Source organism: Streptomyces violascens, from assembly GCF_014649955.1.
GTDB classification, from domain to species: domain Bacteria; phylum Actinomycetota; class Actinomycetes; order Streptomycetales; family Streptomycetaceae; genus Streptomyces; species Streptomyces violascens.
Genome location: NZ_BMUA01000005.1, coordinates 102,726 through 116,916, shown reverse-complemented (window position 1 = coordinate 116,916; position 14,191 = coordinate 102,726). Strand labels below are relative to the sequence as shown.

The following is a 14,191-nucleotide window of genomic DNA, read 5'->3' as shown; positions in this document are numbered from 1 at the left end:
GATTGCGCGACTGCGTACTTGCATCTGCGGCCCCTCCCTCCCTCGACCAACTCTCCCTGTAGCTGGGCCATTTGAGCCTGCTTCCCGGGCATGGGAACGGAAAGGACTCACACTCGCCTTCACCCGGACGGCGCAGCGCACACCCTCCCCGCACGGGCGCGGGCGGGCGCCCGGAAGGCCGGTACACGCCCATTCGAGCGGTTGTCAGCGGCATTTTTCCTGCGGAACCATCGAGGGACCCAGAGGGGGGTGCCTATGCACTGGCGAGTTACGCCACAAGGAATCCTGCGGAAAGCAACGCGGAAAGTGACGCCCAAACGGCGCACAGCCCCAATTCGGCGGCTGGGAACGGTGGTTGGCGGGGCTCTTCTCCTGATCGCCCTGCTGGCGTCGAACGCCCAGGCGGCCGACGGACAGTTCCCGTACACCCGATTCGACACCGGGACACTCGACGCGCTGTTCAATCCGCCGAACGACGTGTGCCTGCAGCTGCCCGGCGGTGCGGCCCACGCGGGCAACGACACCGACGCGACCGCGTTCGTCTACGCGGACACCGGGTGCCAGCAGCTCCTCGCGATCGTGGGCGTCGGAGGGACATGGGACGAGACCGGGCCGCCGCCCCTGCCCGCCCGCAGCGTGGGATTCGGTTCCGGCTAGCCCAATGTCCGGTCAGGCGGCCAAGCACTCCGAATCACCTTCACAGCAAGGGAGTTCCTCCATGAACGTTCTGCGGCGGGCGAGCAGAGTCCTCGTGTCCGCGGCTGCCATCGGTGCCACCGTCCTCGTCCTCAATCCCGCGACCGCTTCGGCCGATTCCCGTGGGAGCTCGGTCCGTTCAGGAGTGGCGGCCGACTACAAGTGGTTCACCTGGGACGACCTGAGGGTCGGTGACTGCCATCAGACGGGCGGGCACCTCCAGCTCTACTCCGACGGCAAACTCACGTTCAACGCCACGACCTGGACGACCCGCACCTTGAGCGGGGACATCTGGCACTCGCGGTTCAAGCTGAACAACGGGTCGGGCCAGACGTTGTACACCACCGGGACCTACGACAGCCCCACCATGTGGCCGAGCAAGCACCACACCTACACGGTGCAGGGCACCTTCGAACCCAGCGTCTATCACGCCATCGCGAGGGTCGTCCAGCACTCCGAGTGCTGAGAACCGCAGCTGGTTCAAGCGGCGGCGCTGTGCTTCGCAGAGCACAGCGCCGCTTCTTCATGTGCTGGGCGCGGGATGCGCCTCCGCGTCAACCGATGGCCCGGATGGTTCTACTGGGGCTTGAAGGAGCGGATCTGGTAGTTGCCCTGGAGGTTGCCGCCCTGGCCGGCCTGGGTGGATCCGACGCGCGCGTGGTAGTTGGTCTGCGTGTAGTACTGGACGCGGTGCCCTGTCTTGTTCCATACGGAGCGCACGTTCTGGCCCCTCTGGATGAAGGAGCAGTTGTCCGCCGTGTTGGCCAGGCTGGACTGCGACCACTGACAACGGGTTCCCGAACCGTTCCAGTCGCTGTAGATGCAGAAGTATCCGGGGGAGCAGTTGTAGGCCGCCGCCCGTGCGGGCGCCGCGGGGGCCGCGGTCGCGGTGGGTACGACGCCCAGCGCGGCGGCCAGCGCCACGGAGGCGACGGCGAACGAGTGGATACGACGCATAGGAGCAACTCCTCTTTCTCGTCGGTGGTCCGAGCGGGCCACACCCCGTGGGCCGGCCACTCAGGACCGCATGGGCGCGGGGAAGCCGGGCCGAACGGTGGCACCGCTGGACCCGCCCCGCGAAATCACCGCCCAGTATTTCGTCGCCCCAAGCGCATCATCAGGGCATTTCTCGCCGACCGGACGGGGATGGGAGTACGGCGGCGCACGCTCGGGTCGTGCGCCGGGGTCCGCCCCGTGCGCCCCGCGGCCTGTCGCATTGGGGCGGACGGGTGATTTCCGGCTGGTCACGCGGCGCGGCGCGGCCGCAGTACCGCGTGGGCATGAGAAGGAATCAGACAGAGCACCGATTTGTATGACAATCATCCCGATCAGAGGAACTGCGCATGCCTGCAGCACTCCATGGCTTCACCCACCCGCGTACGCGGGCCGCCGCCGTCGCGGCACTCACCCTCGCGGGAACCGCCCTGGCCGGCACATCGGCTGCTTTCGCCGCCCCCGGCGACAACGGTGACGTGAAGATCCACGCGATGGGGACGCTCTTCACCGACCCGAGCAACAACCCGAGGGTCTGCGGCTTCTACCTGGACGGCTTCAACTTCGACACCGTCCAGGGCGTCACCTGGAACATCAGCCCCCAGCCGGCAAGGGCCGGCGGTGCCACCCTCACCGGCACCCTGAGACTCGCGGGCGGCACCGGGTACACCACGCCGCTGACACTGCCCGACGGGCAGTACAAGCTCGTCTGGAACATCGCCGGCGGCAACGGAGCGAGCAAGCAGAAGGTCTTCACGGTCGACTGCACGCCGGGCTCCCCCAGGATCGGCGCGCCGCTCGGCGGGGTGCCCGCGGGCGGCGGCGGTCTCGCCGAGACGTCGGGCGTTCCGCAGGCGGGAGCCGCGGCAGGCCTGGGACTGGTCTCGGTCGCCGGTGTGCTCTATGTCCGCCGACTCCGCCGCCGCCGTTCCGATGGCTCAGCGTAGACACGCCCCCATCGCCCGGCACCGGACGCGCGCCTACCGCCTGACGAGGACGGCGGCCCTGGCCCTGTCCCTGGTGGTGGGCGGCGTCTGGGTGGCCCACCACGGCGAGCCGGCCCCGCCCGCCGGCGACGGGCCGCGGTTCGCCAAGGCGGCGGCCGACCCGGCGGGCGACAGCCGGGGCCCGGCATCCCCGCGCCCGGCGTCCCCCCGCGCGGTGGCCCCGCAGCCGGTAGTCCAGCATCCGGTGACCCCGCCTCCGGTGACCCCGCCTCCGGTGGCGTCGCCGCATCCGCTGCCGCCCTCCCCGGCGGTCTCGCTTGCGATTCCGTACCTCGGAATCAAGGCGCCGGTCGTCGCCCTGGGCCTCGACGCTCAGCGGCATCTCACCACCCCGCCCGTGGACAACCCGAAGGTGGCCGGCTGGTATCAAGGCGGCCCGTCGCCCGGCGAGTTGGGCACTGCCGTCGCTGTAGGACACCTCGACACCAGGGTCGGAGCCGCCGTCTTAGCCGGCCTCAAAATGCTGCACCCGGGTCGGCTGATCGAGGTCCGCCGCGCCGACGGCAAGATCGCCGTGTACACGGTGGACCGCATCAAGACGTACGCGAAGGCACGCTTCCCCGACAAGGAGGTGTACGGCCCGACAGGCCGCCCCGAGCTGCGCCTGATCACCTGCGCCGGCCGGTTCAACGCGAAGACGGGGTACGAGAGCAACCTCGTCGTCTTCGCCCACCTCACCGACATCCGCACCACCCCCGCGCGCCCACCGGAGCCGCAGCACAGGAAGCACTGAACGCGTCAAGCGCCGGCCGCATCAACTCCCGGCCGAAAAGCACCCCCTGGGATTCCGGTGACGTTCGGTGGCTATTGACACTCCTGTCAATGACATGGACATTACTAGTCGCTCATCCGGCTCCACGCCGCCCCACCCAAGCGGCCGGGAGCCGTGCTCCACCCCCCACCCTCGTCACATCCCATGACGCACGGTCCTGGAGGAGCCACCATGAGACGACACAGAACCGCCCTGGCCGCAGCCCTGCTCACCGCCGCCGCAGGGCTCGCCTCGACGCAGAGCGCCCACCCCGCCCCCGCGCACCCCGCAACCGCCCCCTCCCCGAGCGCCCCCCATCGCGGCACGGTGGCCGGGGCCCGAACGCCGGACCGCAACCCGGCGAGGGACCGTGCCGTAGCGGCCCTCAAGAAGGGGCGCGGCACCACGTTCCGTACGAACCAGGCCGAGCCCACCCACAATTGGTGGGGAGTGTTCCCCCGGCCGGGCACCCACGACGGCATCACCGCGACCCACACCGTCGACCCGAACTATCACGTGAGCGACGCCGACAACTTCACCTACGCACCCACCACCAAGGCGCAGAACTCCTGCATGGAGGTGGTCACCGCCTACTGGAACAGCGGCAACGAGATATGGGCCTGGGACTGGTGCGGGGCGGGCGGTCCGGCCAAGACGGTCGCCGTCGACGCGGACTTCAAGGCGAAGTACACCCGGCCGTCGGGAGACGAACTCGCCTACAGCGTCCAGCTGGTGCGGGACCCCGGCTCCGGCAACAGCTGGTCGTCGTACCTCTACAACTACCGTTCCGCGCGATGGGAGTTGCTGTATCGGCAGTCCGGTCAGGACCAGAGCGGGCTCGCCCACGGCTGGGACATGTTCGAGATATACGCGAGCGTGAACCCCTCGACCGGCTCGGGCTACTACTGCACCGAGGCACGCAACACCGTCTTCGACAGCAGCGCGATAGAGCTCCGCCACAACGGCACGTGGAAGCCCGCGAGCCCGTCCGACTCGCCCTGGACCGAAGACAATCCGTCCGGACAGGACTTCCTGTGCCCGCAGTTGAACTTCATCCGGGCGGGCGCCGACGACCACTGGACCGTACGCCAGTAGAGGCAGCCCCGTCTTTTCCCGGCACGCCCATCTTTTCCGGGCACGGCACTAGGAACCTCAGGGCCGTCTCGCTACCCTCCGCGCATGATTTCCACGGTTGTCTGGGGCACCGGCAATGTCGGCCGTGCGGCGATACGTGCCGTGGAGGCCCATCCGGCACTGGAGCTCGCGGCCGTCCTGGTCCACGATCCGGCCAAGGCCGGCCGCGACGCCGCTCAACTCGCCGGACTTGACGGCCAGTTGGGCGTTGCCGCGACCGACGACATCGAGGCCGTCCTCGCCGAGCACCCACGGGCCGTCGTGTACGCGGCGTCCGGCGACATCCGGCCCGACGAGGCCCTGGCCGACGTCACCCGCGCGATACGGGCGGGCGCCGTGGTGGTCACCCCCGCGCTGTATCCGCTCTACGACCACCGCGGCGCCCCGCCGGAATTCCGGGACCCGGTGCTCGCCGCCGTCGCGGAGGGCGGCGGGTCCCTGTTCGTCTCCGGCGTCGACCCGGGCTGGGGCAACGACGTGCTGCCTCTGCTGATCAGTGGGCTCGGCAGCACCGTGGACGCGATCCGCTGCCAGGAGATCTTCGACTACTCCACGTACGACCAGGAGGAGTCGGTCCGCGATCTGATCGGCATGGGGCATCCGATGGAGTACGAGCCCCTGATGCTCGCACCGTCCATCCCCACCATGGTGTGGGGCGGTCAACTGCGGCTCATGGCAAGGGCGTTGGGCGTCGATCTCGACGACATCCGCGAAACCATGGACCGGCGCGCGCTCGACGTCACGGTGAGCACCCGCACGATGGGCACGTTCGAGGCGGGCACGCAGGGTGCCGTGCGGTTCGAGGTGCAGGGCATCGTCGAGGGCGAACCGCGCATCGTCATCGAGCACGTCACCCGCATCCACCCCTCCTGCGCCCCGGACTGGCCGGTCCCGCCCGACGGCGGCGACGGGGCGCACCGGGTCGTCATCGAGGGGCGCCCGCGCATCGAGGTCACCGTCGAGGCGAGCGACGAGGGCGAGAACCGGTCCGCGGGCGGCAACGCCACCGCGGTCGGCCGTCTGGTGAACGCCATCGACTGGCTGGTGGCCGCGGAACCCGGCCTCTACGACGCGCTCGACGTCCCGCTGCGCCCGGCAGTCGGCAGACTCGGAAGGAAGCAACGATGAGGATCGACATCCCCGAGGGCCAGGAGCCGATCGGGTACGTGTGGGGCGACATGGTCCCCGGCATCGGCATGGCCGCCGCGAACTTCTCCCTGTCCGTCTACTCCCATACGACCCTGGGGCTGCGGGAGTTCGAGGCCGCGCGGCTGCGGATCGCGCAGATCAACGGATGCCGGTTCTGTCTGGACTGGCGGACCGACCGGGACGGCGAGAAGGTCGAGGAGACGTTCGCCGACGCGGTCACCGAGTGGCGCACCACCGACGCCTTCGACGACCGTACGCGGCTCGCCGCCGAGTACGCCGAGCGGTACGCGCTCGACCACCACGGCCTCGACGAGGAGTTCTGGGGCCGGATGACCGCGCACTACAGCCAGGTCGAGATCGTGGAGCTGAGCATGAGCATCGGCTCGTGGCTGGCGTTCGGCCGGCTCAACCACGTGCTGGGCCTCGACTCGGTATGCGTGCTGCCGACGCACTGAATCGACGCACTCGAAAAAGACGCACTGAAAGGGGCCGTCCGGCGTCCCGGGCGGCCCCGCGTTCGCGCCGTCACGCGAGATCGGCGGCGATGATCTTCTCGATGTTCCGTTCGGCGAGCGCCGTGATGGTGACGAACGGATTGACGCTGGTGTTGCCCGGGATCAGCGAGCCGTCGATGACGTACAGGCCCGGATAGCCGTACAGGCGCCCGTAGTTGTCGGTTGCCTTGTTGAGCACCGCGCCGCCCAGCGGGTGGTAGGTGAGCGTGTCGTTCCAGATCTTGTACGCGCCGAACAGGTCGGTGCGGTAGATCGTCCCCTCCGTCGCGTTGATCTTGTCGAAGATGGTCCTGGCCATGTCGATGGACGCCTGTTTCCAGGCGGTCTGCCAGTCCAGGTCGACCCGGCCTGCCGCGGGGTTCCAGGAGAACGTGCCGCGGTTGGGGTTCTTGGTGATCGACAGGTAGAACGAGGCGTACGTCTCGATGCCGGTGGGCAGCGGCGCGACCTCGGCGAACGCACCGCCCGCGTTCCAGTTGTCGATGCCGCCGCACGGGATGGCCGCCTGGACCTTGCCGGTAGGGTCCCACAGGTAGTTGGCACGGCCGCACATGACGTTGCCGTTGTCGCCCCAGCCACGGCCGATCTCGCCGTTGAGGTTGGGCAGCGCGCCGGTGGCCTTCAGTTTGACGAGGAGTTTGCTGGTGCCGACGCTGCCGGCCGCGAAGAACACCTTGTCCGAGGTGACGGTCTTGGTGGCGGTGACGTCGCCGTTGGTGTTGAGCTGCTCGATGACGACGGTGTAGCCGCCGGAGCCCGGGGAGACCGAAGTGACCCTGTGCAGTGGCGAGATGGTGACCCTGCCGGTCGACTTGGCCTGGGCGAGATAGGTCTTCTGGAGCGACTTCTTGCCGTAGTTGTTGCCGTACAGGATCTCGCCCGCGACGGCCGACTTGGGGACGGTGCCGGCCGCTTCCCGCTGCATGTAGTCCCAGTCGTACACGTCGGGCACGAACACGAACGGGAAGCCGGAGCGCCCCGCCTGCTTGCGGCCGACGCGGGCGAACTGGTAGCAGTCCACGGTGTCGAACCAGGCCGGGTCGATGAGCCCCGAGCCGAGTCCGGCGTTGGCGCGCGGGTAGTAGGTGTTGTACATCTCGTCGGGGTTGACGGACGGGAGGATGGCGCCGAAGTTCTCCCGCTTGGGCGTGACCGCCATGCCACCGTTGACCAGCGAACCGCCGCCGACCCCGCGGCCCTGGTACACGGTGATGCCGCTGAAGTCCTCGGCATCCAGGATCCCGGTGTAGCGGGGGATGTCCTTGTCGATCGGGATGCCGAAGAAGTTGCTCAGGGGCTGCTTGGTCTTGGTGCGCAGCCAGTACGAGCGGTAGTCCGGCGCGGTCGTGTTGCAGAAGATCTTGCCGTCCGAGCCGGGGGTGTCCCAGGCCATCCCCATCTCGATCATCTGCACGTCGACGCCCGCCTGCGCGAGCCGCAGTGCCGCGACCGAACCGCCGTATCCGGTGCCGATCACGAGGGCCGGGACATGGGCGCCGTCTCCGATCGGGGCGGCCTGGGCCACGGTCGCCGCATGCGCCGCAGTGCCGTGGCCGACTAGCGCGGCGGCCCCGAGAATAGAACCCGTTCCAGCGATAAATCTTCGCCGCGAAACACCCTGGGAACCTGAAGGTTGCATGGTAGTGTCACTCATGTGACATTCCTCACTCTCGATGGAGTGAGAACAGGTTCTACTGGCGCTTGCGTGATAAGTCACTAGATACCTGGAGGTAACTTCTGGCTCATTACGCACTCTTGAACGGCGGCGCCGGTGCCGGTTTGCGGTTGATCGGAGTCACCGGGGTGCGGATGGCGACCGGGGTGCGGCGCGGCCCGGACCACGGCGCGGGTACGGCGTCGATGTCCCGCGCGATCCGCATCGCAAGGGCCTCGTAGTTGACCCGCCACCCCCGGAAGTGCGGCCACGCCTCCTCGGGGCTGCGCTCGGCGGGATAGCCCTGCTCCTGCATCCGGACCACCCCGACCAGGAAGTCCTCGTAGGTCAGGACCAGCGGGCCGTCCGGGTGGGGATCGGAGTCGTACGGGATGCCCTGGAGGTCGGCGATGTCGCGGAGGCAGACGAATCCCGCGCGCAGCGCCATCCGTACGTCGGCCTGTGGCTGGGACGGGTTGAAGGCGAGCTGGAGAGCGGCCGCGTCCATCACCGCAAGGAGGGCGATCAGCCAGTTGCGGGTCGCCTTCGGGGAGCGGAAGTGGATGAGCACCGGGTAGGTGGTGTGGCTCTCCCCCACCTCGGCGCTCCAGCGTTCCCAGCCGGCGAACAGTTCGCCGATGCTGTTCACCAACTCGACCTGCGCGTACCGGGCGAGGATCTCGGGCCCCCAGGGCGGGCTGCCGGCGCGGGCCTGGAGCAGGGTGACCTCGGTTTCGCGGCGCTGATAGGCGGCGTACAGGGTGGGCAGATAGCCGATCTGGAGGCCGATGACGATGGGCCCGGTGGCCGCCGCGCAGAAGTCGATCGCATTCAGGCTGGCCCGGTTGCCGGCGGCGAAGCCGAGGGTGAAGAGCGAGGAGCCGGACTCGGTCATCGACTCCCGCAGGCCGAGCCCGCTCACCGCCGCTTCGAGCAGTCCATAGCCGATCATGAAGAAGAGCAGCCAGCCCATCAGGGTGACCACGATGGACAGCGGGGCGACCGGCGCGAGCACCCGGTCCTTGGCCTCGGCCCCGCGCAACAGGTCGGCCACCCGTTGGAAGGGCCAGCGCACCGCCTGCTGGACGATCCGGGTGAAGCTGGATCGGGTCGGCCGGGGAATCACCAGGGTGCGCAGCACCGAGGAGAAGATCCCGAGCACGAGGACGGCGCCGAGCACGCCGAACACTGCTCTCACCTGGAGGTTGTTCCTTTCCGGTATGCCGGGCGGCGCCTGCCCTCGCCCGGCCACAGGAAGGTTACGTCGCCCCGGAGCGGGCACACCGCAAGGCCCGGCCAGGCTTTCGGGGGCCGGGTCCTGACAGGGCTTCAGCCTCGCGCCCCTTCAGGGCGCCGCGGCTTCAGGGCGGGCTTCAGGGCGCTGCGACCTGCCAGCCCTTTTCGAGGAGCGCGAAGGCGGCTTCCACTGCCTTGCGGGAGTCGGGCTGGGCCCTCGCCAGGCTCAGGGTCTCCAGGGCGAACCTCGCCAGCGCCGCGCACACGGGGTCGTCCTTCGCGGCACCGATGTCCTCGGCGATGGCCTGAGCCAGGGCCACCTCGTGGCGCAGCCACATGCGGTGCGCGTAGTCGCGCAGCGCCGGGGTGCCCTCGACGAGCGCCATGAACCGGGCGAATTCGGAGTCCCCGGCGCCCGCGTCGATCTTGTTCTTCAGGATGTGCTCGCGCAGGGCGGCGGGGATGGACCGGCCCGTCGGGCGCTCGCGCACCGCGGCCACGAGGGCCGCCTCCTGCCCGGCGTCGTCGTCGAAGACCAGCGCCTCCTTGCCGGAGAAGTGCTTGAACAGCGTCGTCGTCGACACATCGGCGGCGTCGGCGATGTCCTTGATGCCGACCTGGTCGTAGCCCCGCTCCAGGAACAGCTGGAGCGCCGCATCGGCCAGCGCCTGCCGGGTGGCCGCCTTCTTGCGCTCCCGGCGCCCCATCGTCTCGGTCATGACGATCAGCCTACCCCTGGGTTGGCGCGATCGAAAAGTTCACTCGTTGCACATTTTTAGTGAGTGTGCTTTTTTGGAATGCCCGGGCACGCCGCTCCGCCCCCTTCCGCCCGGCTCTCCCGCACCCCTCGCATCTCCCTCGTGGAAAGAGTGATCAGCCATGTCCGCATCCGTACCCGAACCGGCCGTCGCGGCCCGGAACGTCCGCTGGGCGCTGCTCGGTGTCATGCTCGCGATGCTGCTCTCGATGCTCGACAACATGGTCGTCGGCACCGCGATGCCGACGATCGTCGGCGACCTCGGCGGCCTGGCGCACATCGCCTGGGTCGTGACCGCCTACACCCTGGCCACGGCCGCCTCGACTCCGGTGTGGGGGAAGTTCGGCGATCTGTACGGCCGCAAGCACATGTATCTGGCCTCGGTGGCCGTGTTCGTGGTGGGCTCGGCGCTGTCCGGCGCCGCCCATTCGATGACCCAGCTGATCGCCTTCCGGGTGCTCCAGGGCCTGGGCGCCGGCGGCATCGGAGCCGGCGCCTTCGCCCTCATCGCCTCCCTCGTGCCGCCACGCGAACGCGGCCGCTACCAGGGCATGACCGCGTCCGTGATGGCGATCGGCACGGTCGGCGGCCCGCTGCTGGGCGGTTTCGTCACCGGGCACATCGGCTGGCGCTGGGCGTTCTACCTCAACCTGCCGCTCGGCGTGGTCGCCTTCGTCTGGTGCCTGCTGATGCTGCACCTGCCGGCGCACCGCTCCCCCGCCCGCGTCGACTGGCGGGGGATCACCTTGTTGACGGCCACCATCTGCGCGCTCGTCCTGGCCGCGACCTGGGCCGGATCGACGTACGCCTGGATCTCGTGGCAGATCCTCGGCCTGTTCGCGCTGGCCGCCATGGGCACGGCCGCGTTCATCGCCTCGCAGCGGCGGGCCGCCGAACCGGTGCTTCCGCTCAGGGTGTTCACGGGGCACCGCAACTTCCCGCTGGCCTCCGCGCTGATCCTGGTGGCCGGGGTCGTCATGTTCGGCTGCGCGCTGTATCTGCCGCTGTTCCAGCAGACCGTGCAGGGGGCCTCGGCGGCCGACTCGGGGCTGCTGCTCCTGCCGATGATGATCCCGGTGGTGCTCGTCTCGCAGCTGGGCGGCAGGTACATGTCGGCCACCGGCAGGTACAAGATCTTCCCCGTGGCGGGCGCGGCCTGCATGGCGGCCGGCCTGTTCCTCCTGTCCACCATGGACGTCAACACCTCGCGCACGGTGACCAGTTGCTACATGGCCCTCGTGGGCATCGGCCTCGGCGCTCAGATGCAGATGGTGATGACGATGGCGCAGAACAGCGTCGAGATGCGCGACATGGGGGCCGCCTCGGCCTCGATGAACCTGTTCCGCACCATCGGCGGATCACTGGGCGTCGCGGTCTTCGGCTCCCTGTTCACCGGCGCCGTCACCGCCCACCTGCCCGGTACGGGGTCGGGCAGTGCGCCGGATGCCGACTCGCTCGCGTCCCTGCCCGTCGCGGCCAGGGACGCCTACCTGCATGCGGTGACCCGGGGCACCCATCAGATCTTCCTGACCGCAGCCGTGCTGTGCGCGGCCGCCTTCGTCGCCGCGCTGTGCGTCAAGGAGGTCCCGCTGCGGGGCAAGCCGCAGCCCGTCCAGGCGGACGCGCAGAGCAAGGCCGCCGTGTAGGGCGACTACGGGCGGAGGGACTACGGCCGGCGGCGGGGCTTGCCTCGCTTGGAGGCGCCCTTCGTCGCGCCGGAGCCGCCTCGCGGGTTCTTGGCGCCGGGTTTGCCCGACTTGCCGCCAGCCTTGCCCGCCGCGGGCTTGCGCTGGGCGCCGCCCTTGTCGGAACGCTTCTGCTTGGGCTGGGGCGGCGTCGGCGTACGGCCGCGGGAGCTGTTCACCGTACGACCGCGGACGATCCCGATGAACTCCTCGACCAGGTCGGGAGTGGGCTCCTCCTCCGGCCACGAAAGGGCCACGCGCGACTCGGGGACGCCCGTGATCGTCCGGTACGTGAGGTCCTTGCGGTGGTACAGGCGGGCGAGCGACTGCGGCACGACGAGGAGGCCCACTCCGGCCGCCACCAGCTCGATGGCGTCCTCGGTCGTGGCGGGGCGCTCCAGTGCGGGACGGCCCGGCGGGCGCTCCCAGTCCAGGGTGTCGTCGAGGGGGTGCAGCACGATCTCGTCGGCCAGCTCCTCGGCGGACACCTCCTCGACCGCCGCCACGAGGTGATCCTTGGGGACCACGACGACCGTCGTCTCGGTGTACAGGGGGATCGCGCTGAGATCCGTACGGTCGATCGGCAGGCGTACGAATCCCGCGTCCGCGCCACGGCCGCGCAGCACGTCGGGCGCCTCGGCGGCGGTCACCGTGCTGAGGGTCAGGGGGACGTCGGGCAGCCGCTCGTTCCAGATCCGCACCCACTTGCTCGGCGTCACACCCGGAACGTAGGCGAGCCGGAACGATGGGGATTCTTCCGAGCCTGTCACTCCGCCAGGTTACCGGTCGTGGTCAGCGGTATCGCACACGCTCGCTACTCTTGACACATGACGTCGCACCAGACCACCCAGACGATGAAGCCCGCGACCGCGGCGAAGAAGCTGGGTGTGTACCTCGAGGCCACCCCCGCCGAGTTCCAGGAGGGTGTCGTCTCGCGTACCGAACTGAACGCCCTGCAGGCCGACCCGCCCCAGTGGCTGCAGGACCTGCGACGGACCGGCCCGCACCCCCGGCCCGTGGTCGCGGCCAAGCTCGGCATCTCCATCGCGGGCCTCGCGCGCGGCGGGGTCACCGAGGCCCTCACCACGGAGCAGATCGACGCGCTGAAGCAGGACAACCCCGAGTGGCTGCAGAAGGAGCGCGCCACGCAGGCCGAGGTCCGCAAGGAAGCGGTCCGCATCAAGGAGAAGCACGAGAAGGACAGGGAGAAGAGCGCGCAGCAGGCCGACGAGCCCCGCGGCCCCCGCTCCTGACCCACCCCGGCGTCCGCCGACGCCAAACAGCTGTACGAGAGTGCCGCTGACCGGTTGCCAAGCACCCGGTCGGCGGCGCTTTGCGTTGGTGCCCGCTCCGGCCGGTCCCCAACTCACGTAAGAGCGCGACGAATTACCCTTCTTGACGCAGCGTCACCGACGGCGCACCCGGCCGTCGGACCGGGGTTGTCCAAGACGAGGGTCGGGCGGTGGCGGTTGGGGCATGATGCCGCCATGTCCGAGATCAGCGAAGCAGTGTGGAACGAGGACGTCACCGAGTCCGACTACGGCGCGGAGAAGGCGACGTACCGTGCGGCCGTCTTCGAGCAGTACAAGCTGTGCGTCGAGATGGCCGACCGCGTCAGCGCCCGCCGGAACCTGGCCAACACCTTCTTCCTCACGCTCCACAGCGGCCTGGTCGCCTTCCTCGGCGCGTGGCTGTCCCAGTCGCAGCACGGCAAGCTCTCGGTCCTGCTGCTCCTCTCGGGCCTCCTGGTGCTGCTCGCCCTGTGCACCGCGTGGTGGTTCACGCTGAGCTCCTACCGGCAGCTGAACGACGGGAAGTTCCAGGTCATAGGCGCCCTGGAGGAGCGCCTCCCGGCCCGCGCCTTCCACCGGGCCGAATGGGAGGCGCTCGGCGGGGGCCGGGACTGGCGCGTCTATCTGCCGCTGACCCATGTCGAGCGCTGGATCCCCGTCATCTTCGCGAGCACCTACCTCCTGGGATTCATCGCCCTCGCGGTGTGATGCGCACCGGACCGTCCCGTAGCGTGACGGACAACCACCCTGGCCCGGAAGGACATTGTCACGTGACCACGATCGCCGTCACCGGCCATATGCACCTGGCTCCCGAGTCCACCGGGCCGGTGCGCGCCGAACTCCGCAGGCTGCTCGGGCAGTTCGAGGGCGGCGACCTGGTGGGGCGCTCGTGCATCGCCCGGGGCGCCGACACCCTCTTCGCCCAGGAGGTACTGGCCCTCGGCGGCCGGCTGTGCGCGATCGTCCCGTCCCGCGACTACCGGGAGGCCGAGGTGCGGGCGGCGGACCTCGCACAGTTCGACGCCCTTCTCGACGCCGCCGGCGAAGTGGTGGTCATGCCGTACGAGCACGCGGGCCGCGAGGCCTACGAGGCGGCGAACCGCCGCCTGCTCCAGGGGGCGGACCGCCTGGTGGCCGTGTGGGACAGCGGCGCGCCGTCGGGCCGGGGCGGAGGAACCGCGGACGTCGTGGCCGCGGCGCGGGCGGCCGGAGTACGGGTCGACGTGGTGTGGCCGCCCGAGGCGGTGAGAACCAGCGCCAATACCTGACCGGGGGCTCGTCCCGGCGGGACCGCAGCGCGCCGCCGGGCCGTGACTGAGGAA

Annotated in this window: 16 protein-coding genes; 11 read left to right on the top strand and 5 right to left on the bottom strand. The window is 69.7% G+C overall.

Annotated elements, in window-relative coordinates:
* Positions 1 to 351: 351 nt before the first annotated feature.
* Positions 352 to 657, top strand: coding sequence for a hypothetical protein (locus IE206_RS13920; protein WP_189962441.1), 306 nt, complete (start codon positions 352 to 354; stop codon positions 655 to 657).
* A 61-nt stretch (positions 658 to 718) separates the two neighbouring features.
* On the top strand, positions 719 to 1,162 hold the full coding sequence (locus IE206_RS13915; RefSeq protein ID WP_189962440.1) for a DUF6294 family protein: 444 nt from the start codon (positions 719 to 721) through the stop codon (positions 1,160 to 1,162).
* 110 nt (positions 1,163 to 1,272) lie between these two features.
* On the opposite strand, the gene IE206_RS13910 is transcribed toward IE206_RS13915, so the two are convergent.
* Positions 1,273 to 1,653 (bottom strand): peptidase inhibitor family I36 protein, encoded by a 381-nt coding sequence (locus IE206_RS13910; protein WP_189962439.1) that lies wholly within the window; start codon positions 1,651 to 1,653, stop codon positions 1,273 to 1,275.
* 386 nt (positions 1,654 to 2,039) lie between these two features.
* Between IE206_RS13910 and IE206_RS13905 the strand changes: the two genes are divergently transcribed.
* The 5 genes from IE206_RS13905 (at position 2,040) to IE206_RS13885 (ending at position 6,185) form a co-directional block, all read left to right on the top strand.
* Positions 2,040 to 2,636, top strand: coding sequence for a hypothetical protein (locus IE206_RS13905; protein WP_189962438.1), 597 nt, complete (start codon positions 2,040 to 2,042; stop codon positions 2,634 to 2,636).
* Positions 2,623 to 3,429 (top strand): class F sortase, encoded by an 807-nt coding sequence (locus IE206_RS13900; protein WP_189962437.1) that lies wholly within the window; start codon positions 2,623 to 2,625, stop codon positions 3,427 to 3,429. The genes IE206_RS13905 and IE206_RS13900 overlap by 14 nt, the downstream gene beginning before the upstream one ends.
* Before the next feature lie 210 nt (positions 3,430 to 3,639).
* Positions 3,640 to 4,542, top strand: coding sequence for a carbohydrate-binding protein (locus tag IE206_RS13895; protein ID WP_189962436.1), 903 nt, complete (start codon positions 3,640 to 3,642; stop codon positions 4,540 to 4,542).
* Between the two features lie 84 nt (positions 4,543 to 4,626).
* On the top strand, positions 4,627 to 5,709 hold the full coding sequence (locus tag IE206_RS13890) for an NAD(P)H-dependent amine dehydrogenase family protein (RefSeq protein ID WP_189962435.1): 1,083 nt from the start codon (positions 4,627 to 4,629) through the stop codon (positions 5,707 to 5,709).
* Entirely contained in the window at positions 5,706 to 6,185 is a 480-nt protein-coding gene (locus tag IE206_RS13885) for a carboxymuconolactone decarboxylase family protein (RefSeq protein ID WP_189962434.1), read from the top strand. Before IE206_RS13890 ends, IE206_RS13885 begins: the two co-directional genes overlap by 4 nt.
* 70 nt (positions 6,186 to 6,255) lie before the next feature.
* Here the strand turns inward: IE206_RS13885 and IE206_RS13880 are convergent, their stop codons facing one another.
* The 3 genes from IE206_RS13880 to IE206_RS13870 form a co-directional block, all read right to left on the bottom strand.
* Positions 6,256 to 7,899 (bottom strand): GMC oxidoreductase, encoded by a 1,644-nt coding sequence (locus tag IE206_RS13880; protein ID WP_189962433.1) that lies wholly within the window; start codon positions 7,897 to 7,899, stop codon positions 6,256 to 6,258.
* 91 nt (positions 7,900 to 7,990) lie between these two features.
* Positions 7,991 to 9,097: a hypothetical protein gene (locus IE206_RS13875; protein ID WP_189962432.1), complete on the bottom strand. Its 1,107-nt coding sequence runs from the start codon at positions 9,095 to 9,097 to the stop codon at positions 7,991 to 7,993.
* A gap of 175 nt (positions 9,098 to 9,272) precedes the next feature.
* Positions 9,273 to 9,854: a TetR/AcrR family transcriptional regulator gene (locus tag IE206_RS13870; RefSeq protein WP_189962431.1), complete on the bottom strand. Its 582-nt coding sequence runs from the start codon at positions 9,852 to 9,854 to the stop codon at positions 9,273 to 9,275.
* Positions 9,855 to 10,014: 160 nt separating this feature from the next.
* Between IE206_RS13870 and IE206_RS13865 the strand changes: the two genes are divergently transcribed.
* Positions 10,015 to 11,538 carry an MDR family MFS transporter gene (locus IE206_RS13865; RefSeq protein ID WP_189962430.1) on the top strand — a complete coding sequence of 508 codons (1,524 nt, stop codon included), beginning with the start codon at positions 10,015 to 10,017 and terminating at the stop codon, positions 11,536 to 11,538.
* A 20-nt stretch (positions 11,539 to 11,558) separates the two neighbouring features.
* Here IE206_RS13865 and IE206_RS13860 read toward each other — a convergent pair whose 3' ends face one another.
* Positions 11,559 to 12,347 (bottom strand): LysR family transcriptional regulator substrate-binding protein, encoded by a 789-nt coding sequence (locus IE206_RS13860; RefSeq protein WP_189962429.1) that lies wholly within the window; start codon positions 12,345 to 12,347, stop codon positions 11,559 to 11,561.
* Between the two features lie 57 nt (positions 12,348 to 12,404).
* Between IE206_RS13860 and IE206_RS13855 the strand changes: the two genes are divergently transcribed.
* The 3 genes from IE206_RS13855 to IE206_RS13845 all read left to right on the top strand — a co-directional run bounded on the left by IE206_RS13855 (position 12,405) and on the right by IE206_RS13845 (position 14,137).
* Positions 12,405 to 12,830: a DUF5997 family protein gene (locus IE206_RS13855; RefSeq protein WP_189962428.1), complete on the top strand. Its 426-nt coding sequence runs from the start codon at positions 12,405 to 12,407 to the stop codon at positions 12,828 to 12,830.
* 234 nt (positions 12,831 to 13,064) lie between these two features.
* Positions 13,065 to 13,577, top strand: coding sequence for a RipA family octameric membrane protein (locus tag IE206_RS13850; protein WP_189962427.1), 513 nt, complete (start codon positions 13,065 to 13,067; stop codon positions 13,575 to 13,577).
* A 62-nt stretch (positions 13,578 to 13,639) separates the two neighbouring features.
* Entirely contained in the window at positions 13,640 to 14,137 is a 498-nt protein-coding gene (locus tag IE206_RS13845; RefSeq protein WP_189962426.1) for a hypothetical protein, read from the top strand.
* Positions 14,138 to 14,191: the final 54 nt, after the last annotated feature.

Bases quoted from the DNA above. Each gene is read 5' to 3' on its own strand.
- IE206_RS13915 (WP_189962440.1), top strand. From the start codon at position 719: ATGAACGTTCTGCGGCGGGCGAGCAGAGTCCTCGTGTCCGCGGCTGCC.
- IE206_RS13910 (WP_189962439.1), bottom strand. From the start codon at position 1,653: ATGCGTCGTATCCACTCGTTCGCCGTCGCCTCCGTGGCGCTGGCCGCC.
- IE206_RS13905 (WP_189962438.1), top strand. From the start codon at position 2,040: ATGCCTGCAGCACTCCATGGCTTCACCCACCCGCGTACGCGGGCCGCC.
- IE206_RS13900 (WP_189962437.1), top strand. From the start codon at position 2,623: ATGGCTCAGCGTAGACACGCCCCCATCGCCCGGCACCGGACGCGCGCC.
- IE206_RS13895 (WP_189962436.1), top strand. From the start codon at position 3,640: ATGAGACGACACAGAACCGCCCTGGCCGCAGCCCTGCTCACCGCCGCC.
- IE206_RS13890 (WP_189962435.1), top strand. From the start codon at position 4,627: ATGATTTCCACGGTTGTCTGGGGCACCGGCAATGTCGGCCGTGCGGCG.
- IE206_RS13885 (WP_189962434.1), top strand. From the start codon at position 5,706: ATGAGGATCGACATCCCCGAGGGCCAGGAGCCGATCGGGTACGTGTGG.
- IE206_RS13880 (WP_189962433.1), bottom strand. From the start codon at position 7,899: ATGAGTGACACTACCATGCAACCTTCAGGTTCCCAGGGTGTTTCGCGG.
- IE206_RS13870 (WP_189962431.1), bottom strand. From the start codon at position 9,854: ATGACCGAGACGATGGGGCGCCGGGAGCGCAAGAAGGCGGCCACCCGG.
- IE206_RS13865 (WP_189962430.1), top strand. From the start codon at position 10,015: ATGTCCGCATCCGTACCCGAACCGGCCGTCGCGGCCCGGAACGTCCGC.
- IE206_RS13855 (WP_189962428.1), top strand. From the start codon at position 12,405: ATGACGTCGCACCAGACCACCCAGACGATGAAGCCCGCGACCGCGGCG.
- IE206_RS13850 (WP_189962427.1), top strand. From the start codon at position 13,065: ATGTCCGAGATCAGCGAAGCAGTGTGGAACGAGGACGTCACCGAGTCC.